The sequence below is a fragment of the Sphingomonas trueperi genome (assembly GCF_040545965.1).
Classification (GTDB): domain Bacteria; phylum Pseudomonadota; class Alphaproteobacteria; order Sphingomonadales; family Sphingomonadaceae; genus Sphingomonas; species Sphingomonas trueperi_C.
This window is the reverse complement of record NZ_JBEPMV010000002.1, coordinates 18,691-36,061: the sequence shown is the minus strand read 5'-3', so window position 1 is coordinate 36,061 and position 17,371 is coordinate 18,691. Positions and strand designations below refer to the sequence as shown.

The 17,371-nt window shown below is 69.2% G+C and carries 18 protein-coding genes and 1 tRNA gene; 11 read left to right on the top strand and 8 right to left on the bottom strand.

What is annotated here, in order from left to right; translation table 11 throughout:
- The first annotated feature begins 4 nt into the window (after positions 1-4).
- Complete coding sequence (locus ABIC35_RS04030) at positions 5-952, top strand: NAD(P)/FAD-dependent oxidoreductase (protein ID WP_121076887.1); 948 nt, start codon at positions 5-7, stop codon at positions 950-952.
- On the opposite strand, the gene ABIC35_RS04025 is transcribed toward ABIC35_RS04030, so the two are convergent.
- Positions 953-1,399, bottom strand: a complete 447-nt coding sequence (locus tag ABIC35_RS04025; protein ID WP_121076885.1) for a DUF3429 domain-containing protein — start codon at positions 1,397-1,399, stop codon at positions 953-955. It lies immediately after the preceding gene.
- Between the two features lie 89 nt (positions 1,400-1,488).
- Between ABIC35_RS04025 and ABIC35_RS04020 the strand changes: the two genes are divergently transcribed.
- From ABIC35_RS04020 to ABIC35_RS04010, 3 genes are read left to right on the top strand one after another with little or no spacing between them, the layout of a single operon-like run.
- Positions 1,489-3,021, top strand: coding sequence for a cryptochrome/photolyase family protein (locus ABIC35_RS04020; RefSeq protein ID WP_121076883.1), 1,533 nt, complete (start codon positions 1,489-1,491; stop codon positions 3,019-3,021).
- On the top strand, positions 3,014-3,385 hold the full coding sequence (locus ABIC35_RS04015) for a thiol-disulfide oxidoreductase DCC family protein (RefSeq protein ID WP_121076881.1): 372 nt from the start codon (positions 3,014-3,016) through the stop codon (positions 3,383-3,385). Before ABIC35_RS04020 ends, ABIC35_RS04015 begins: the two co-directional genes overlap by 8 nt.
- Entirely contained in the window at positions 3,375-4,706 is a 1,332-nt protein-coding gene (locus tag ABIC35_RS04010; RefSeq protein ID WP_121076879.1) for an ABC1 kinase family protein, read from the top strand. The genes ABIC35_RS04015 and ABIC35_RS04010 overlap by 11 nt, the downstream gene beginning before the upstream one ends.
- Here the strand turns inward: ABIC35_RS04010 and ABIC35_RS04005 are convergent.
- A complete protein-coding gene (locus tag ABIC35_RS04005; protein ID WP_121076877.1) occupies positions 4,700-5,416 on the bottom strand; it encodes an SDR family NAD(P)-dependent oxidoreductase in 717 nt (238 codons plus the stop codon). The two genes, ABIC35_RS04010 and ABIC35_RS04005, sit on opposite strands and share 7 nt — an antisense overlap.
- Before the next feature lie 130 nt (positions 5,417-5,546).
- On the opposite strand from ABIC35_RS04005, the gene ABIC35_RS04000 reads away from it, so the two are divergent.
- The 5 genes from ABIC35_RS04000 to ABIC35_RS03980 are packed head-to-tail and all read left to right on the top strand — an operon-like array spanning position 5,547 to position 10,241.
- Positions 5,547-6,434 (top strand): DUF481 domain-containing protein, encoded by an 888-nt coding sequence (locus ABIC35_RS04000; protein ID WP_121076875.1) that lies wholly within the window; start codon positions 5,547-5,549, stop codon positions 6,432-6,434.
- Positions 6,435-6,488: 54 nt separating this feature from the next.
- Positions 6,489-7,697: a hydrolase gene (locus ABIC35_RS03995; RefSeq protein WP_121076873.1), complete on the top strand. Its 1,209-nt coding sequence runs from the start codon at positions 6,489-6,491 to the stop codon at positions 7,695-7,697.
- Positions 7,694-8,710, top strand: a complete 1,017-nt coding sequence (locus ABIC35_RS03990) for an arginine N-succinyltransferase (protein WP_121076871.1) — start codon at positions 7,694-7,696, stop codon at positions 8,708-8,710. The genes ABIC35_RS03995 and ABIC35_RS03990 overlap by 4 nt, the downstream gene beginning before the upstream one ends.
- On the top strand, positions 8,710-9,969 hold the full coding sequence (locus ABIC35_RS03985; RefSeq protein WP_436286771.1) for an N-succinylarginine dihydrolase: 1,260 nt from the start codon (positions 8,710-8,712) through the stop codon (positions 9,967-9,969). The genes ABIC35_RS03990 and ABIC35_RS03985 overlap by 1 nt, the downstream gene beginning before the upstream one ends.
- A gap of 59 nt (positions 9,970-10,028) precedes the next feature.
- Complete coding sequence (locus ABIC35_RS03980) at positions 10,029-10,241, top strand: hypothetical protein (RefSeq protein ID WP_121076869.1); 213 nt, start codon at positions 10,029-10,031, stop codon at positions 10,239-10,241.
- A 48-nt stretch (positions 10,242-10,289) separates the two neighbouring features.
- Here the strand turns inward: ABIC35_RS03980 and ABIC35_RS03975 are convergent.
- Positions 10,290-10,366, bottom strand: a tRNA-Arg gene (locus ABIC35_RS03975).
- 83 nt (positions 10,367-10,449) lie between these two features.
- Between ABIC35_RS03975 and ABIC35_RS03970 the strand changes: the two genes are divergently transcribed.
- Positions 10,450-10,947: a hypothetical protein gene (locus ABIC35_RS03970; RefSeq protein WP_121076867.1), complete on the top strand. Its 498-nt coding sequence runs from the start codon at positions 10,450-10,452 to the stop codon at positions 10,945-10,947.
- A 7-nt stretch (positions 10,948-10,954) separates the two neighbouring features.
- Here the strand turns inward: ABIC35_RS03970 and ABIC35_RS03965 are convergent, their stop codons facing one another.
- Both ABIC35_RS03965 and ABIC35_RS03960 read right to left on the bottom strand, forming a co-directional pair.
- Positions 10,955-11,467: a tetratricopeptide repeat protein gene (locus ABIC35_RS03965; RefSeq protein WP_183049489.1), complete on the bottom strand. Its 513-nt coding sequence runs from the start codon at positions 11,465-11,467 to the stop codon at positions 10,955-10,957.
- Positions 11,468-11,496: 29 nt separating this feature from the next.
- Positions 11,497-12,684: an RsmB/NOP family class I SAM-dependent RNA methyltransferase gene (locus ABIC35_RS03960; protein WP_121076863.1), complete on the bottom strand. Its 1,188-nt coding sequence runs from the start codon at positions 12,682-12,684 to the stop codon at positions 11,497-11,499.
- Positions 12,685-12,941: 257 nt separating this feature from the next.
- Between ABIC35_RS03960 and ABIC35_RS03955 the strand changes: the two genes are divergently transcribed.
- Complete coding sequence (locus tag ABIC35_RS03955) at positions 12,942-14,558, top strand: GGDEF domain-containing protein (RefSeq protein WP_354278315.1); 1,617 nt, start codon at positions 12,942-12,944, stop codon at positions 14,556-14,558.
- A gap of 5 nt (positions 14,559-14,563) precedes the next feature.
- On the opposite strand, the gene guaB is transcribed toward ABIC35_RS03955, so the two are convergent.
- The 3 genes from guaB to ABIC35_RS03940 form a co-directional block, all read right to left on the bottom strand.
- Complete coding sequence (gene guaB, locus ABIC35_RS03950; RefSeq protein ID WP_121076859.1) at positions 14,564-16,021, bottom strand: IMP dehydrogenase; 1,458 nt, start codon at positions 16,019-16,021, stop codon at positions 14,564-14,566.
- Between the two features lie 77 nt (positions 16,022-16,098).
- A complete protein-coding gene (locus ABIC35_RS03945; protein WP_121079360.1) occupies positions 16,099-16,497 on the bottom strand; it encodes a hypothetical protein in 399 nt (132 codons plus the stop codon).
- Positions 16,498-16,546: 49 nt separating this feature from the next.
- Positions 16,547-17,365, bottom strand: coding sequence for an HpcH/HpaI aldolase/citrate lyase family protein (locus ABIC35_RS03940; protein WP_121076857.1), 819 nt, complete (start codon positions 17,363-17,365; stop codon positions 16,547-16,549).
- Positions 17,366-17,371: the final 6 nt, after the last annotated feature.

The window sequence follows — 17,371 nt, the reverse complement described above, 5'->3', positions numbered from 1 at the left end:
GACGATGGACGTCGTGATCCTCGGCGCCGGCATCGCCGGCCTCGCCTGTGCCGATCAGCTGCGTGCCGCCGGGCACCGGGTGACGCTGTTCGACAAGGGTCGCGGGCCCGGCGGGCGGATGTCGACCCGGCGGGTGGAGGTCGATGGCCAAACGCTCCAGTTCGATCACGGTGCGCAATATTTCACGGTCCGCGATGACCGCTTCCGGCGCCTCGTGCAGGATTGGCAGGCGCAAGGCGTGGCCAGCCCGTGGAGCGAGGCCGGCCCCGACGCCTGGGTCGGCACACCGACGATGAACGCGCCGGTGCGCCACATGGCGTCGGCGCATAAGGTGCATTTCGGCCATCATGTCGTCGGGCTCACCCGCAACGCGCAGGGCTGGCACGTGCGGCTCCAAGAGCAGCAGCACGGGCCGTTCGACGCCGCGATCGTCGCGCTGCCGGCCGAGCAGGCCGCCGCGATCCTCGGCACGCATGACCTGATGATGGCGGCCGACGCGATGGCGGCGCGCTCGCAGCCCTGCTGGACGGCGATGATCGCGTTCGAGGGGCGCGTGCCGATCGCCGCGGACAGCATCCGCCAGCACGGAATCATCGGCTGGGCGGCACGCGACGGTGCCAAGCCTGGGCGCCACGATGGCGAGACCTGGGTGGTGCAGGGCCATGGTTCCTGGTCGACCCAGCATCTCGAAGACGCCGCCGACACCGTGGCGCAGGCACTGCTCGACGCGCTGCTCGCACATGCCGAGGGCGATGTGCCGGCGGTCCGCTATCTCGCCGCGCATCGCTGGCGCTTCGCGATGACGCCGGGGATCGACAAGGGCGCCTTGTGGAACGGCGCGCTCCAGCTGGGCGCCTGCGGCGACTGGCTGCAGGGGCCGCGCGTCGAGCTGGCCTGGCTCTCCGGCCACCGGCTAGGCACGATGATCGGCAGCGCGGCCGCCGCCGCTTGATCAGAGGAGGGCAAGCGCCAGCGTCAGGGCGCCGAGCCCGGTGGAAAGCTGGAGGCGCAGCGCGATCCAGCCGTTCACACTCTGCCGCTTGCGGGCCAGCGCCAAGTCGACGATCGGCGAGAGCAGAATCGCCGCACCCAGCGCCAGCAGCGCCTCTTGGGTGGTCCAGCCGAGCAGCCGGAGCAGCATCAGCCCCCAGGCGATCAGCGACGGCACCACCGCGACAGCGAACAGCGTCGGAGATGCCTTGCCGCGCGCGACGCCCTGCCCCCACCACAGCCCGCCGAGAAAGCTGAAGATCAGCGCGGCATAGCCGAAGCCAGCGTCGAGCAGGACCGAGCGGTGCATCGGCAGCAGCACCAGGCCGGCGACACAGCCGATCAGCGGCAACAGTCCGGCATAGCCGAGCATCCGCGCGGCGGGGGCGAGCGAGGCATGGTTTTCCATTACATCGGGATCGCTCGGGCGCCGCCAGTGCTCAACCTGTCCGAAAAGACATCGCGTGCGCAGGCGACCCCTGCCCCACATGACCGTGCATGGCCCGGCTGATCCTCATCCTCGGCGACCAGCTCAGCGCTGGCCTTTCCTCGCTCGCCGACGCCGATCCGGCCGAGGACGTGGTGCTGATGGCTGAGGTCGCCGAAGAGGCGGGGTACGTCCCGCACCACAAGAAGAAGCTCGCCTTCGTCTTCTCGGCAATGCGGCACTTCGCTGAGGAATTGCGCGCCGAGGGCTGGCAGGTCCGCTACACCCGTCTCGACGATCCGGAGAATGCCGGCAGCCTCGTCGGCGAGATCGAGCGTGCTCGCGGGCAACTCGACGGGGAAGAGATCCTCTGCACCGAACCGGGGGAGTGGCGCCTCCGCCACGCTCTCGCGGCGGTGTCCGGTCTCACTCTGCTTCCCGATACGCGCTTCCTGATCGACCCCGCCGGCTTCCGCGCCTGGGCGCAGGGTCGCCGCCAGCTGCGGATGGAGTATTTCTACCGCGACATGCGCCGCCGCACCCGGCTGCTGATGGACGGCGACCAGCCCGCCGGCGGCGAATGGAACTATGATCACGACAATCGCGGCACGCCGCCCCCGGGCACCAAGCCGCCGGCGCTTCCGGCGTTCGAGCCCGATGCGATCACCCGCGAGGTGCTCGACCTGGTCGCGCGCCGCTTCCCCGACAATTTCGGCGACCTGCAGCCCTTCGCGCTCGCCGTCACCCGCGTCGACGCCGAGAAGGCCCGCGACCATTTCCTCGCCCACGCCCTGCCCCGCTTCGGCGACTATCAGGACGCGATGCGCCGCGGTGAGCCAGTCCTCTTCCACGCCCACCTCGCGCTGTACATGAACATCGGCCTGCTCGATCCGCTCGATCTCTGCCGCCGCGCCGAGGCCGAATGGCGCGCCGGGCGGGTTCCGATCAACTCGGCCGAGGGCTTCATCCGCCAGATCCTCGGCTGGCGCGAATATGTGCGGAGCATCTACTGGCTGCATATGCCCCGCTATGCCGAGGCCAACGCGCTGGAAGCCCACCGTCCGCTCCCCGACTTCTACTGGACCGCCGAGACGGACATGGCCTGCATCCGCGACGCGGTGGAGCAGACCCGCGCGCATGCCTATGCCCATCATATCCAGCGGCTGATGGTCACTGGCAATTTCGCACTGCTCGCCGGCATCGACCCATACCTGGTCCATGTCTGGTACATGGCGGTCTATGCCGATGCCTATGAATGGGTGGAGATGCCCAACACCATCGGCATGGCGCTGTTCGCGGATGGCGGGATCATGGGCTCCAAGCCCTATGCGGCGAGCGGCGCCTATATCGATCGCATGTCCGATTACTGCGCCGGCTGCCGCTACAAGGTGAAGCTGAAGGCGGGGCCGGACGCCTGCCCGTTCAACTATCTCTACTGGGACTTCATCGCCCGCCACCGCGACCGCTTCGCGCGCAACCAGCGGATGGGACCGATCGTCCGCAACCTCGACCGCATGACGGAGGAGCGCAAGGCCGAGATTGCCGACGATGCCGCGCGCTTCCTCGACGCGCTGGTGCCCGCTGGGAGCCGCTGGAATGGCTGAACCGCTCACCGTCTGGTACGATGGCGGCTGCCCCCTGTGCATCCGCGAGATCGCGCTGATGCGTCGGCTCGATCACCGCGGGCGGCTCCGCTTCGTCGACGTCAGCGACGACACCAGCAGCTGCCCGCTCGACCGGGGCGACCTGCTCGCGCGCTTCCATGTCAGCGACGCGCAGGGTCGCTTCTATAGCGGCGCGGCGGCGTTCGCGGCGATGTGGCGCGCGGTCCCGCTGCTGCGGCCCTTGGGCTTGCTGGCGCTGCTGCCCGGGGCCACCTGGGCACTCGAACGGCTCTATCGCGCCTTTCTGCGCGTTCGACCCAGACTCCAGCGCTGGATGCGCGAAAGGGAACGGCATGGCGGATGATAGTGGATATGACGGCCGCTCGCGTGCGGTGCCCAAGGGGCGGCTCGCCCGCTTCGGGGTGATGGGGCGGCTGGCCGGCGGCGTGGCCGGCAACGTGCTGGCGGAGGGCGCCAAGCGGCTGGTCGCCGGCGAGCGCCCGCAGCTGCGCGACCTCGTCCTCACCCCCGGCAACGTCGCCCGCGCCACCGAGCAGCTGGCCCAGCTGCGCGGCGCGGCGATGAAGCTGGGGCAGATGATCTCGCTCGACGCCGGCGACGTGCTGCCCGACGAACTTACCCAGATCCTCGCCCGCCTCCGCGACCGCGCCCATCACATGCCCCCTGCCCAGCTCCAGCAGGTGCTGGCCAAGGAATGGGGTGCCGACTGGCGCCGCCGCTTCGCGCTGTTCGAGGCGCATCCGATGGCGGCGGCTTCGATCGGCCAGGTCCACCGCGCCCGGCTGCCCGACGGGCGGATGCTGGCGATCAAGGTGCAATATCCCGGTGTGCGCGAGAGCATCGACGCCGATGTCGACAATGTCGCGACCCTGCTCCGCCTCTCCGGCCTACTGCCAAAGGGTCTCGACATCGCGCCGCTGCTCGGCGAGGCCAAGCGCCAGCTGCACGACGAGGCGGATTATGTCCGCGAGGCGGGGATGATGACGCGCTATGCCGATCACCTCGCCGGTGACGACCGCTATCTGGTGCCGCGCCCGGTGCCCGAACTGTCGACCACCAACGTGCTGGCGATGGACTATATCGCCGCCAAGCCAATCGAGACTGTCGAAGCGGCCGACCAGGACGAACGCAACCGCGTCACAACCGCGCTGATCGATCTGGTGCTGCAGGAGCTGTTCGCCTTCGCCTTCATCCAGACCGATCCCAACTTCGCCAACTATCGCTACCAGCCCGAATCCGGGCGACTGGTGCTGCTCGATTTTGGTGCAGCCATGCCGGTTTCGGAAGCTATTGCATATGGATATCGGAGCCTTCTGAAAGCTGGACTTAACAGTGATCGTGCTTCCGTACGCGATGCCGCACTGGAGCTCGGCTTTTTCAGCCCGGCCGCGCTGGAGCGCCACCCGGCCGTGATCGACCGCATGATCGGACTGATCCTCGAACAGACCGACCGTGCCGACGATTTCGACTTCGGCGACCGCAGCTTCCTCCAGGCGGTCAGGGGTGAAGGCATGCAGATGGTCGAGGATCGCGCGGTATGGCACGTGCCCCCGGCCGACACGCTGTTCGTCCAGCGCAAGATCAGCGGCATGGCACTGCTCGCCGCCCGGCTCAAGGCACGCGTGTCGCTGCGCGGGCTGGTCGAAGCGCGTCTCGCTCAATAGGGGATGTGCGCGCCGTCCCAGGCAAACAGCCCGCCGCTATCCTCAGGCATCAGCTTGCTGAGAACCTCCAGCAGATATCCGGCACTTCTCTTTGCATCGAATAGCTTTTCTGGAACAACCCCACGCTGGAACGGTGCCGAGAGGCCGGTATCGACCGTACCCGGATGCAGCGCCGCGACCACCGCGTGCGGGTGCGTCCGCCGCAGCTCGATCGCGAGGTTGACCATCAGCATGTTGAGCGCCGCCTTGGACGCGCGATAGCTGTGCCAGCCGCCGAGCCGGTTGTCGGCGATCGACCCGACCCGCGCCGACAATGCCGCGATCACGCCCCGGCGATCGCGGGGCAGCAGCGGCGCGAAGTGCTTGGCGATCAGCGCCGGTCCGATGGTGTTGACCGCGAACAGCTCCGCCATCGCCGCGCCGTCCAGCGCCCGCAGCGCCTTTTCCGGCGACGGGCCGCCGGAGCGGTGCAACATGCCCGTCGCCACGAACACCAGGTCCACCTGCCCCTCCACGGCGGCGGCCGCGGTGGCGATGCTCGCCTCGTCGGTCAGGTCGAAGGCGAACGGCACCAGCTTCGCGTCCGTCGATGCGCCAGGGCGGCGGCTGCCTGCATAAATCCGCGCGATCGAAGGATCGGCGGCGAGCTGCGCCACGATCGCGCCGCCGATCCCGCCCGAAGCCCCGAACACCACTGCCTGTTTTTCCATAGGCACCACCGTCTGCGCCTCATCACCGCCTCGCAACCTGTCCGCGGGGCCGCCGCTGAGCCCATGCGTGGTGCGGATGCGACCGCCTGCCCTTTTTGCGCCGCGAAATCATGGCTAGGACGAATGCGTGATGCGTGCCCTTCTCCTTGCCTTTCCGCTCCTGCTCGCGAACGCCGAGGATCCGCCGATCCCGCCGACGATCAAGGCGATGCTCGACGCCGCGATGAGCTCTGGCAACGAGGCGGATGTTGCCGTCATCGTTAAATACGCCAAGACCGCCGATCCGGCGAGCGCGCCGCTGGTCGCCAAGATTGCCGGCGAGTGGCGCTCCAGCCGCCGCGAGGTGGCTCAACAGGCGCTGCGCGAGGCGCATTTCCTGCAGCTGGTGAAGGGCCATGTCGAACTCGGCGGCTATGTGCAGACCGGCAATTCGGAGAATATCGGCGTCACCGCGGCCGCCGAGGTGAAGCGCGAAGGCATCGAATGGCGCCACAAGGTCCGCGTCCAGGCCGATTATCAGGAGAGCCTGGGCCTCACCACGCGCGAGCGCTACCTCGCTGCTTACGAGCCCAACTGGAAGTTCGACAGCCGCGCCTATATGTACGGCGCCGCGCAATATGAAAGCGATCGCTTCTCCGGCTTCGGCGACCGCGTCTCGCTGTCAGCCGGTGCCGGCTACAGCGCGATCAAGAGCTCGGCGATCAAGCTCGATGTCGAACTCGGCCCTGCCTATCGTTATACCCGCTTCATCGGCGCGCCGAGCGAGAACAATATCGCCGCGCGCGGCTCGCTCGATTTCTCGTGGCGCCTATCGCGCGGCATGACGGTAACGCAGCAGGCTTCGGCCTATGTCGAAAAGGACAACAGCACCGTCGCGACCAAGTCGGCGCTGCTGGCCAAGCTGATCGGGCCGCTTTCGGCGCAGTTCAGCTATACGGTGCAGTATGAAAGCGCGCCGCCGCTCGGCCGCCTGACCACCGACACCACCAGCCGCGCGGCGCTCGTCGTCGATTTCTGACGGCTGCGCCGCCGGGGGTGTTCAACTGCCCCGGTTCCGCGCTACCACGGCCCCATGACCATGCTATCCGCGATCGAACGGACGGCGATCGAGCGCGCACAAGCCGCGCCGATGCTGGAGAGGACCTTGGAGTGGGCGGCGATCAACAGCGGCACCCGCAACCTGGCGGGGCTGTCCGCCATGGCGGCGACGCTGGCGGACGCCTTTTCGGTGTTGCCGGGTGCGCTGGAGCTTGTCGCGCCCGAGCCGGTGGAGACGGTAACACCCGGCGGTGTCGTCGAGCCGCTTGCCCATGGCCGCCACCTGCTGCTGACGGTGCGACCCGAGGCACCGGTGCAATTGCTGCTTACCGGCCATATGGACACGGTGTTCGCCGCCGATCACCCCTTCCAGCAAGCGCAGTGGCTCGCCGATGGCAGCCTCAACGCGCCGGGTGCCGCCGACATGAAGGGCGGCCTTGCGCTGATGCTCGCAGCACTCGAAGCGGCCGAGGCAAGCCCGCTGGCCGAACGCTTCGGCTATACGGTGCTGATCAATTCGGACGAGGAGACGGGGTCGCTCTCCTCCCGCGCGCTGATCGCCAAGGTCGCGCAGGGCAAGACGGCCGCGCTCACCTATGAGCCCGCGCTGCCCGACGGGACGCTTGCGGGCGCCCGCGGCGGCACGGGCAATTTCTCGCTCGTCGTCCATGGCCGCAGCGCGCATGCGGGCCGCAACCCCGAAGAGGGCCGCAATGCGCTCGTCGCCGCAGCGGCGCTGGCGGTGCTGCTGGCCGACGCCAAGGCGCCCGGCCTGTCGGTGAACCCGGCGCGGATCGATGGCGGCGGCCCCAACAATGTCGTGCCGGACCTCGCTATCCTGCGGGTGAACTTCCGCCCTGGCGATGCCGCCGCGACCGCCCGCGCCCAAGCCGCGCTCGATGCTGCGATCGCACAGGTGTCGGCCGCGCACGAGGTCCGCATCGAGCTGCATGGCAGCTTCAACCGCCCGCCCAAGCCGATCGACCCCGCCGCCGCGCGCCTGTTTGATCTCGTCCGCGATGCCGGCGCCGATCTCGGCATCCCGATCGCCTGGAAGGCGACCGGCGGCGTGTGCGACGGCAACAACATCGCCGCCTGCGGGGTGCCGGTGGTCGACACCATGGGCGCCCGCGGCGGCGCCATCCATTCCACGGAGGAATTTCTGATCCCCGAAAGCCTGCCCGAGCGCGCCGCGCTCTCGGTCCTCACTCTCCTCCGCCTTGCCGAGCGGGGCCGGCAATGAGCAGCTTCCGCATCCGCGCCGCACGCGACGAGGATCTTCAGCATTTGTATGAAATGGCGAAGCTAACTGGTGGCGGGTTCACCAATTTGCCGCCGGACAAGCCCGCCCTGCGCGCCAAGCTCGATCGCAGCCACGCCGCCTTCGCGCGCGGCGAGGATGCCGAAGTCGCCGACGACCTGTTCGTGCTGATCCTCGAAAATGTCGAGACCGGCGACGTGCGCGGCACTTGCCAGATCTTTACCCGGGTGGGCGACAAATGGCCCTTCTACAGCTACCGCATCGGCACGGTCACCAAGCATAGCCAGGAACTTAAACGTACCTTCCGTGCCGAAATCTTAAGTCTCGTCAACGATCTGGAAGGCTGCAGCGAGGTAGGCGGGCTGTTCCTTCATCCGGGTGAACGCGCCGGAGGCCTAGGGCTGCTGCTCGCCCGCGCGCGCTATTTGTTCATCGCCCAGCACCGCGCGCGCTTCGCCGACCGCATTCTCGCCGAACTGCGCGGGGTAATCGACGAGGCCGGCGGCTCCCCCTTCTGGGACGGGGTCGCCGGCCGCTTCTTCGGAATGAATTTCCAACAGGCCGACGAGTTCAATGCCACCCATGGCAACCAGTTCATCGCCGATCTGATGCCCAAGCATCCGGTCTATACCGCGATGCTCTCCGAAAGCGCCCGAGCGGTGATCGGCCTGCCCCACCCTTCCGGCCGCGCAGCCATGCGGATGCTGGAAAATGAAGGGTTTGCGTTCGAAAGCTATATTGACATCTTCGATGGCGGACCGACCATGACCGCCCGCACCGACCAGGTGAAGACCGTCCGTGACGCCCGACGCGCTACCATCGCGGCGATCGCCGGCGGCGGTGAGCCGGCGCTGGTGGCATCGGGCACGCTGTCCGAGTTTCAGTCGGCGCTCGCGCAGATCACGCCCTCCGAAGGCGGCATTATTCTCGACCCGGTCTCGGCCGAGGCGCTGGGCCTGTCGGTGGGCGACAGCGTGCTGTGGGTGGCGCGCTGATGCTGGTCGAGATCAATTTCGACGGCATCGTGGGGCCCAGCCACAATTATGCGGGGCTCAGCCCGGGCAACCTCGCCGCCACCCGTAACCGCGGTGCGGTGTCGCACCCGCGCGCCGCCGCCTTGCAGGGCATTGCCAAGATGCGCGCCAATCTCGCGCTCGGGCTGCACCAGGGCATTCTCCTTCCCCACGCCCGGCCCGACCATCGCTGGCTGGCCCAGCTCGGGCTCCGCTACGAGCAGGCGCCGCCGCATAGCCAGGCGCAGGCGCTTTCCGCCTCGCCGATGTGGGCGGCCAATGCCGCGACCGTCTCGCCCGCGCCGGATACCGCAGATGGTCGCTGCCACCTGAGCGTCGCCAATCTGGTGACGATGCCCCACCGCAGCCACGAATGGCCCGAGACGCTGGCGCAGCTCCGCCTCGCCTTTGCCGATCCTGCCTTCGCGGTCCACGGCCCGGTACCCGCACCCTTCGGCGACGAGGGCGCGGCCAACCATATGCGGCTCGCGCCCGCGCACGACGCGCCGGGCGTCGAGGTATTCGTCTACGGCATCGCCGGCGGCCCCTTCCCGGCCCGCCAGCACCCCGATGCCAGCGCCGCGGTCGCACGGCGGCACCTGCTCGATCCCGAGCGCACCCTGTTCGTCCAGCAGTCCGAAGAGGCCATCGCCGCCGGCGCCTTCCACAACGATGTCGTCGCCGTGGCCAATGGCCGGGTGCTGTTCGCGCACGAGCAGGCCTTTGCCGACAAGGGGCGCTTCTACGATCGCCTCCGCGCCGCGATGCCCGAGGTCGAGATCGTCGAGGTGCCCGCCGACCAGGTAAGCCTTGCCGACGCCATCGCCTCCTATCTGTTCAACGCCCAGCTGGTCACCGTGCCGGGTGGCGACACCTTGCTGATCGTGCCGAGCGAGGCGCGCGACACGCCCGCCGTGTGGCACTGGCTCGAGGCGCATGTCGCAGGCAACGGACCGATCCGCCGGGTTGAGGTGGTGGACGTCCGCGAATCGATGGCCAATGGCGGCGGCCCCGCCTGCCTCCGCCTGCGCGTCGTCGCCGATCCGGCGACCATCGACCAGCGCTTCCTGGTCGATGCCGCCAAGCTCGATCGGATCGCCGCGGTCATCGAGGCGCATTGGCCCGAGGCGATCGACCCGAACGCCATTGCCGACCCGGCGCTGGTCGCCCGCATCGAAGCTGCGCGCGCGGCACTGTTCGAGACGCTCGACCTTGTCGGGTTAATTGACACTTTACCATGATCGCCGGCTGAAAACCGACGCTTTTCCGGGCTTGGCACGCGGCTTGCTGCGTGCCGGCCATGCTGTACCGCATCGGCCGCCTCTTCGTGATCAAGTCGAAGTTCGAAGCCTTTCTGGTGATCTTCGGGCTCGCCAACGGCGCGGTCGAGCGCGGCTTCCATTATATGAGCCTGTATCCGGGCGTGGGCGGCAAGCTGCTGTTCGCGGTGTGCCCGATCGCGGTGTTCATGGCCGGCGGCAAGATCCTCGACAGCCTCGAAGCGCGCGCCTGATCCCCAGAAACACAAACCCCCGCCGAGCAGCTGCTCTGGCGGGGGTAATGGCGCGCCCGGAACGATTCGAACGTCCGACCCTCAGATTCGTAGTCTGATGCTCTATCCAGCTGAGCTACGGGCGCTTGGTGGAGGCGAGCGTTTATCGGCGGAATTCGGAGAGCGCAACCCCGTTGCGCCAAGTTTTCCACAAGCATATGGCAAGCCCATGCGATCGCTCCCCCTTCTCGCCGCCGGCGCCGCTTTGCTCGCCGGCTGCGCCCAGCCCGCCACGCGCTATCCCTCGCTGCTGCCGCGCGCGAACGAAGGGCTGAACTTCACCGAGCCCGAGCGGCCAACGCCGCAGGCCACCCCCGATGCGGCGTTGGATGGGCAGATTGCGGCGCTCATGGCGAAGATCGATGCGGCCGATGGCGAGTTCCAGACGGCAGCGAAGGATGCCGAGGCGAAGGTCGCCCGCGCCCGTCGCCAGGCGGCGGGTACCAGCCCGTGGCTCGATGCGCAGACCGCGCTCAGCGTGCTCGACGGCATCCGCTCGCGCACTGCCGTTACGCTGGCCGACATGGACCAGCTGCGGATCGAGCGCGCCCAGGGCGGCCAGCCCGATTATCCGGCGCTCCAGGCTGCCATGGACCGCGCGGGCGCCATCGTCGCCGCGCAGGAAAGCCGCGCGCGGGCGCTGGAGGCGGCGATCGCCCCCAGCTGAGCCCGGCTCAGGGCTTGGCCGCTTCCTTGGGCGCGTTGTCGTTGGCCGCAACCGGGGTCGGCGTCGGCGGCGGGCCCTTGGCGATCGTCGCGGCGAGCGTGGTCGCATCGGCGCAGCCCGTCTTGCAGATCGTCTTGATCTTGGCGAGATTGTCCTTGGCGCGCGTCATCGCACCCTTGACGACCATCGCCTCGCCCTGGCCGCGCAGCGCGGTCACGTCGTTGGGATCGAGCTTGAGCGCCTCGCCGTAAAAGCGGATCGCCTTGCCGGGCAGGTTCTGCGTCCGCGCGATGTCGGCGATCAGCACGAACGCCTCGCGGTTGCGCGGATCGACCGCGAGCGCGCTTTCGAGCAGGTCATTGGCCCCTCCAAGGTTGCCCGCCGCCTGGGCACTGCGCGCCTGGCGCACCAGCTCGACCGAGCGGGGTTCGAGCTGGCTGTCGGGCCGCTGCGCGCTCAGGCTGGTCGAAACCGTCAGCACCAGCAGCGCCGCCGCTACCGAGATCGTCGTGAACCGCATCAACATCTCCGAAACTCCATGGCCACGGGCTAGCATTGCCGCACCAGCTTCGCGACAAAAAACCCGTCGGTCGTGTCGTGCAGCGGCGTGAGCCGCAGCCCCTCGCCGCGCGGACGCCCTGCGGGGGCATCGAGCGGCACGGGCGCCCAGCCCGGCTGCGCTGCCACGAACCGCTCGACCTGCCCCGCCCCCTCGGCATCGAGCAGCGAGCAGACGATGTGCACCAGCGCCCCGCCCGGCCGCACCAGCCGCGCGGCGACATCGAGCAGATGCGCCTGGGTATCGACATAGCGATCGAGCTGCGCCGGGGTCAGCCGCCAGCGCGCCTCCGGGTTGCGCCGCCAGGTGCCGGTGCCCGAACAAGGCGCGTCGACCACGACCAGATCCGCCTGCTCGCGCCAATCGGCCAGCGCTTCGGCCTCGCGCGCAGGGTTGAGCAGCAGCGTCTCGGCAATGGTGACGCCCGCGCGCTCGGCCCGCGGCATCAGCTTGGACAGCCGCGGCCGGTCGACGTCGCAGGCGAGAATCCTGCCCTGGTTGGCCATCGCGACGGCCAGCGCCAGCGTCTTGCCGCCGCCGCCCGCGCAGAGATCGATCACGGTCATGCCGGGTGCTGCGCCTGCCAGCGCGCTGACCAGCTGGCTGCCGGCATCCTGCACCTCGAACGCGCCCTCGGCATAGGCCGCGGTGCGATCAACCTGTGTCTCCTCGGGCAGCCGCAGCGCATCGGGGGCGAAGCCGAGCGGCTCGGCGCCCTCGAAGAGCGCAGCCACGGCTTCGGGCGTCGTCTTGAGCCGGTTGACCCGCAGATCGAGCGGGGCGCGGTCAAGGAGCGCCGCGCGCTCGTTCGCATCGAGCCCCGAAGCCTCGAACGCGGCCTCGAGCCAGGCCGGCGCGACACCCTGCCCGGCCACCGGCTCGCCCTCGGCGATCGCGGCAGGACCATAGTGCGAGCCATCGAACAGGTCCGCCAGCGCCGGTTGGGCGCGCGCGACCGCCAGCATCGCCGCCCGCCCGGACACCGGCACCTCGCCGCAGAGCCGGATCGCATCATAAACGAGGCCGCGCACCGCTCGCCGGTCCTTGGAGCCGGCGAAGCGCCGCTCGGCGAACCAGCGCGCGAGGATCACGTCGGCGGCGGCGCCGCGGTTACGCGCGGCCGCGATCACCTGATCGAGCAGGTCGATCGCCATCTGTACACGTGCGGCAGGAGTCATGTCGGCAGCGCTAGGCCGAACGCCTGCGGAATGCAAAGCACCCGCGCGTGATGCCGGATAGCCAGCGAGCGCAATCCTTTGTACACCCGTGGTTTCGCATGGGGTGCGATGTGGGGATCGTGGGGAAGCGTTCGGTGCGTGGCGTGGCAGCGTGGGTCTTGCTTCGCGGGTGGCAGGTATTGCTGCTCGGGTGGATGCTCGCGCCCTGGACAGCGTTCGCGGTCCCGGTCCCACTCGATTCGCGCGTTTGTCACGCCGTGTCGCCCACCGATGGGCCCAGCGACTTACCGCCCGCGACCGGTTTCCACTGCGGGGAAAAGCCCGTCGGCTATCAGGCAGCGCGGCTGTGGCTGCAGCTGGCGCCGCAGCGCTACGGCATTCGCGACGAAGCCCCGACGCTGCTCGTCCACCAGACGCGGTTCGATCGGCTGGCGGTCGCCTTCCGCCACGCCGATGGCAGCATCGAATGGCAGGAGGTCCGCGCGGGCGATTTCGGCGATCATTGGCGGCCAGGGGCGCAGATCGCCTTCACGCCGCGCGACCAGAAGACCGCCCTTACCGCGATTACGCTGCGCGTCGATCGGCTGGCGAGCTACCCGCTGCTGCGGCTCCGGCTGGTGCCGGCGGGCGAGGCGGGCATCGAAACCGCCGTGCTCGGCGCACTGATCGGCGCGGCGCTCACGCTGTTGCTGGCGGGGGCGGCCTATAACCTGTCGCTCGCCATCGGCACGCGCCGCGCCTACCTCGCCTGGCAGGGCGCCTGGGCGGCCACCGTCTTCCTGTGGGGCGCGATCTGGTCGCAATTCGGGCTGCTGCTCGTGCCCGGCATGGCGGGAACGACCGCGGCGCAGACCAGCACCGCGCTTTCCGCCCTCTCCATCCTGCTGGCCACGCTGAGCGCGACCAGCGCGCTGGAGAAGGGCCGCATTCCCGGGCTGCTGCGCGCGAGCGCGCTCGCCCTGGGCATCGCCGTCGCGGTGATCGGCATCCCGGCGACGCTGGCGCGCGGGCCGCTGATCGAAAGCGTCGGTCCGCCCCTCGCCGCCGCCGTGTTGGGCAATCTGGTTGCGGTGCTGGCGTGCCTGATCGTCGGCGCCCGCCGCGGCAGCGTCGAGGCGCGCGACCTGATCGCGGCCTGGTCGGTGCCGATGGCGGCGCTGGCGCTGACGCAGCTGGTCAATCTGGGCACGCTGTTCTGGGGCGGCGGTTCACAGATCCTGGTGCTGTTCGCCTCGGCTTGGCAGACGCTCTGGCTGTCCTTCGCCGCCAGCCGCCGGCTCGCCAGGATGCGGACCGAGCGCGACCTTGCCCGCGCAGCCGAAGCGCGCGCCAGCCGGCTCGCGGTCCATGATCCGCTGACCGCGGTCCGCAATCGCCGGGGTTTCCTCGAAGCTGCCGACGCGCTGGTCGCGACGGCGGCGCGCACGCAAGCGTCGGCGGCATTGCTGTTGCTGGATATCGACCGCTTCAAGGCGATCAACGACGAGCACGGCCATGACGCGGGCGACATCGTGCTGTGCACGATTGCTGCCCGCCTCGCGCGCTGGGAGAGCACAGTTTGCACCGTTGCCCGGCTGGGCGGCGAGGAGTTCGCGCTGTTGACGATCGCCGCGGGGCAGGCCGCGCTAGACTTCGCCGAACTCGTGCGCGAGGAGATCGCTGCCTGCGATCATCGTGCGGCAATCGGCGACCAGCGCGTGACGGTCAGCATCGGGCTCGCGGAGGCGCGGGGCCGCATCGATCTCGCCAAGCTGTACCGCGACGCAGATCGCGCGCTCTACGCGGCGAAGCGCGGCGGCCGCAACCAGGTCCGCCATGCCGACAAGGTGCCGGCGCCGGTCGCGAGCGCGCAAAGGCCCGCTGCGACCGGCTAGCGCACTCAGCGCGTCGGATAGTTGGGCGCCTCGCGGGTGATCGTTACGTCGTGGACGTGGCTTTCCTTGAGGCCCGCATTGGTGATGCGAACGAAGCGCGCCTTCTTCTGGAACTCGGGCAGCGTCGCCGCGCCGACATAGCCCATCGACGCCTTCACGCCCCCGACCAGCTGGTGGATCACGTCGCGCGCCGGACCCTTGTACGGCACCTGGCCCTCGATGCCCTCGGGGACGAGCTTGAGCTGGTCCTTGATGTCCTGCTGGAAATAGCGGTCGGCCGAACCCTTAGCCATCGCGCCGACCGAGCCCATGCCGCGGTACGACTTGTAAGCGCGGCCCTGGTACAGGAAGGTCTCGCCCGGTGCTTCCTCCGTGCCGGCGAGCAGCGAGCCGATCATCGCGGCGCTGGCGCCGGCGGCAAGCGCCTTAGCGATGTCGCCCGAGGTGCGGATGCCGCCATCGGCGATCACCGGAATGCCCGACTTGGCGGCTTCGTTGGCGGCGTCCATCACCGCGGTGAGCTGCGGCACGCCGACGCCGGCGACGACGCGGGTGGTGCAGATCGAGCCCGGGCCGATGCCGACCTTGAGCCCGTCCGCACCCGCACCGATCAGCGCGCGTGCGGCCTCGGCGGTGGCGATGTTGCCGGCGATCACCTGGACGCGGTTGGAGAGCTTCTTCACCCGCTCGACCGCGCGGCTGACGTCCTTGTTGTGGCCGTGCGCGGTGTCGATCACGATCAGGTCGACTTCGGCATCGACCAGCGCCTCGGTGCGGGCAAAGCCCTTCTCGCCCACCGTGGTCGCCGCGGCGACGCACAGGCGGCCGGTCGCGTCCTTGGTGGCGTGCGGATAGGTGACGGCCTTTTCAATGTCCTTCACCGTGATCAGGCCGACGCAGCGATAGGCGTCGTCGACCACCAGCAGCTTCTCGATCCGGCGCTGGTGGAGCAGCCGGCGCGCCTCTTCCTGCGCGACGCCCAACTTCACGGTGGCGAGGTTCTGGTGCGTCATCAGCTCCGAGACGAGCTGGTTGGGATTCTCCGCGAAGCGGACGTCGCGGTTGGTGAGGATGCCGACCAGCTTGCCGTCGGCCTCGACGATAGGAATGCCGCTGATCCGGTGGCGCGCCATCAGCGCCTGCGCTTCGGCGAGGGTGCCGGTGGGTGCCATGGTGATCGGGTTGACCACCATGCCGCTCTCGAAGCGCTTGACCAGGCGGACCGCCTCCACCTGCTCCTCTACTTCCATGTTGCGGTGGAGCACGCCGATGCCGCCGAGCTGCGCCATCACGATCGCCATGTCGGTTTCAGTGACGGTGTCCATCGCCGAGGAGAGGATCGGGATGTTGAGCGCGAGGCCCTTGGTCACCTGGGTGCGCGTATCCGCCATGCTCGGCACGATTTCGGATTCGCCCGGATAGAGGAGGACGTCGTCGAACGTGAGGCCGAGAGGGATTTCCATGGGGGTGCGCCAAATCCTTGAGTCGAATGTTGGCGGCCCATGTAACCGCAAGGGTGCGGATGCGCTAGGGGGCAGCGTCAGGCGTCGACGCGCGGCTGTTCCGGATAGAGCAGCGCGCGTTCCGCCTCCACCTGCCGCCGGATCACCGCGGCGAGCTTGCGCGAGGCGGCGACATAGGCCGGCCACTCGGCCACGGCGCGCGCGGTGGGCCAGGCGATGGTGTGATCGGTGTAGAACATCCGCATCTCGAAATTGCCGGCACGGAGCGACTGCACTGCCTCGGCGCGTGCGCCGCCTTCCGCCATTGCGCCGTTGAACAGCAGGTCCATCGCTCGGCGGCGGGCTGCTACGGCGCGCGCGGTCTGGTAGCGGATACGGGAGAGCTCGGCGACGTCGCAGCAGGGCAAGGCGAGCAATGCCTCGATCGCCCCGATCGCCTGGAGCAGCGTCCTGTCGAGCTCGTGCAGATTGCCCATACAATAGACATAGATGAACCGCGGGCAGAGCGGTTGCGGGATCCGCGATTTATTCGGCTTCGCCAGCACGTTGAAGAAGAAGTCGGGCTTGCGCCACGTGCATCGCCTCGATCATCCGGTCGCGGAACCGCTCGGCACCGCCCTGGGCGGCGGCGAGCAACGCACGCGCATCGGCGATCTCCTCGGCGGACGCGCCAAAGGCCTCCGCGGCGACCGCGATCTGTCCGGGATGGATCAGCGTCTTGCCGTCATAGCCCAGCGCCCGCCCCTCGCGGCATTCGGCGGCGAGCCCCTCGGCATCGGCGAGCGCGTTAAACACGCCGTCAAGCGCCCAGGCGTTCCCGGCCCGCGCCGCCAGCACCACGGTCTGCAGCGCCAGCGACAGCCCGCCCCGCCCTGCCGCCGACGGGATGCCGAGACTGGCCTTGAGGTCGTTGGTCCCGGCAATCAGCCCTGCGACGCCCGACAGTGCAGCGATGGCCGCGGCGGCCAGCACCCCGGCCGGCGTCTCGATCATCGCCAGTAGCGGCTTGCCGACCGTCGCGGCGATCCGCGCGGCGCTCGCGGCATCCTCCACCTTGGGAACGACGATCAGATCCGCCGCCGAGCGCGCGGCCGCGGCAAGATCGGCCTCGTGCTCCGCCGCATCGACGCCATTGATCCGGATGGCGGCGATCCGTTCTCCAAAGCCCTCCGCCATCGCCGCAACGGCCGCTTCGCGGGCCGCGTCCTTGTCCTCGGGCTTCACCGCATCCTCTAGGTCGAGGATCACCATGTCGCAGGCGAGCGTGCGCGCCTTGGCAATCGCGCGCGGGTTCGACGCGGGCAGGAACAGGGCGGTGCGGGGGGCGAGAGCCATGCTGGTCATGGACGT

What these genes read in the sequence shown, in the direction of transcription:
- ABIC35_RS04030 (WP_121076887.1), top strand. Translation starts at nt 5, where the DNA reads ATGGACGTCGTGATCCTCGGCGCCGGCATCGCCGGCCTCGCCTGTGCC.
- ABIC35_RS04025 (WP_121076885.1), bottom strand. Translation starts at nt 1,399, where the DNA reads ATGGAAAACCATGCCTCGCTCGCCCCCGCCGCGCGGATGCTCGGCTAT.
- ABIC35_RS04020 (WP_121076883.1), top strand. Translation starts at nt 1,489, where the DNA reads ATGGCCCGGCTGATCCTCATCCTCGGCGACCAGCTCAGCGCTGGCCTT.
- ABIC35_RS04015 (WP_121076881.1), top strand. Translation starts at nt 3,014, where the DNA reads ATGGCTGAACCGCTCACCGTCTGGTACGATGGCGGCTGCCCCCTGTGC.
- ABIC35_RS04010 (WP_121076879.1), top strand. Translation starts at nt 3,375, where the DNA reads ATGGCGGATGATAGTGGATATGACGGCCGCTCGCGTGCGGTGCCCAAG.
- ABIC35_RS04005 (WP_121076877.1), bottom strand. Translation starts at nt 5,416, where the DNA reads ATGGAAAAACAGGCAGTGGTGTTCGGGGCTTCGGGCGGGATCGGCGGC.
- ABIC35_RS04000 (WP_121076875.1), top strand. Translation starts at nt 5,547, where the DNA reads ATGCGTGCCCTTCTCCTTGCCTTTCCGCTCCTGCTCGCGAACGCCGAG.
- ABIC35_RS03995 (WP_121076873.1), top strand. Translation starts at nt 6,489, where the DNA reads ATGACCATGCTATCCGCGATCGAACGGACGGCGATCGAGCGCGCACAA.
- ABIC35_RS03990 (WP_121076871.1), top strand. Translation starts at nt 7,694, where the DNA reads ATGAGCAGCTTCCGCATCCGCGCCGCACGCGACGAGGATCTTCAGCAT.
- ABIC35_RS03985 (WP_436286771.1), top strand. Translation starts at nt 8,710, where the DNA reads ATGCTGGTCGAGATCAATTTCGACGGCATCGTGGGGCCCAGCCACAAT.
- ABIC35_RS03980 (WP_121076869.1), top strand. Translation starts at nt 10,029, where the DNA reads ATGCTGTACCGCATCGGCCGCCTCTTCGTGATCAAGTCGAAGTTCGAA.
- ABIC35_RS03970 (WP_121076867.1), top strand. Translation starts at nt 10,450, where the DNA reads ATGCGATCGCTCCCCCTTCTCGCCGCCGGCGCCGCTTTGCTCGCCGGC.
- ABIC35_RS03965 (WP_183049489.1), bottom strand. Translation starts at nt 11,467, where the DNA reads ATGCGGTTCACGACGATCTCGGTAGCGGCGGCGCTGCTGGTGCTGACG.
- ABIC35_RS03960 (WP_121076863.1), bottom strand. Translation starts at nt 12,684, where the DNA reads ATGACTCCTGCCGCACGTGTACAGATGGCGATCGACCTGCTCGATCAG.
- guaB (WP_121076859.1), bottom strand. Translation starts at nt 16,021, where the DNA reads ATGGAAATCCCTCTCGGCCTCACGTTCGACGACGTCCTCCTCTATCCG.
- ABIC35_RS03945 (WP_121079360.1), bottom strand. Translation starts at nt 16,497, where the DNA reads ATGGGCAATCTGCACGAGCTCGACAGGACGCTGCTCCAGGCGATCGGG.
- ABIC35_RS03940 (WP_121076857.1), bottom strand. Translation starts at nt 17,365, where the DNA reads ATGACCAGCATGGCTCTCGCCCCCCGCACCGCCCTGTTCCTGCCCGCG.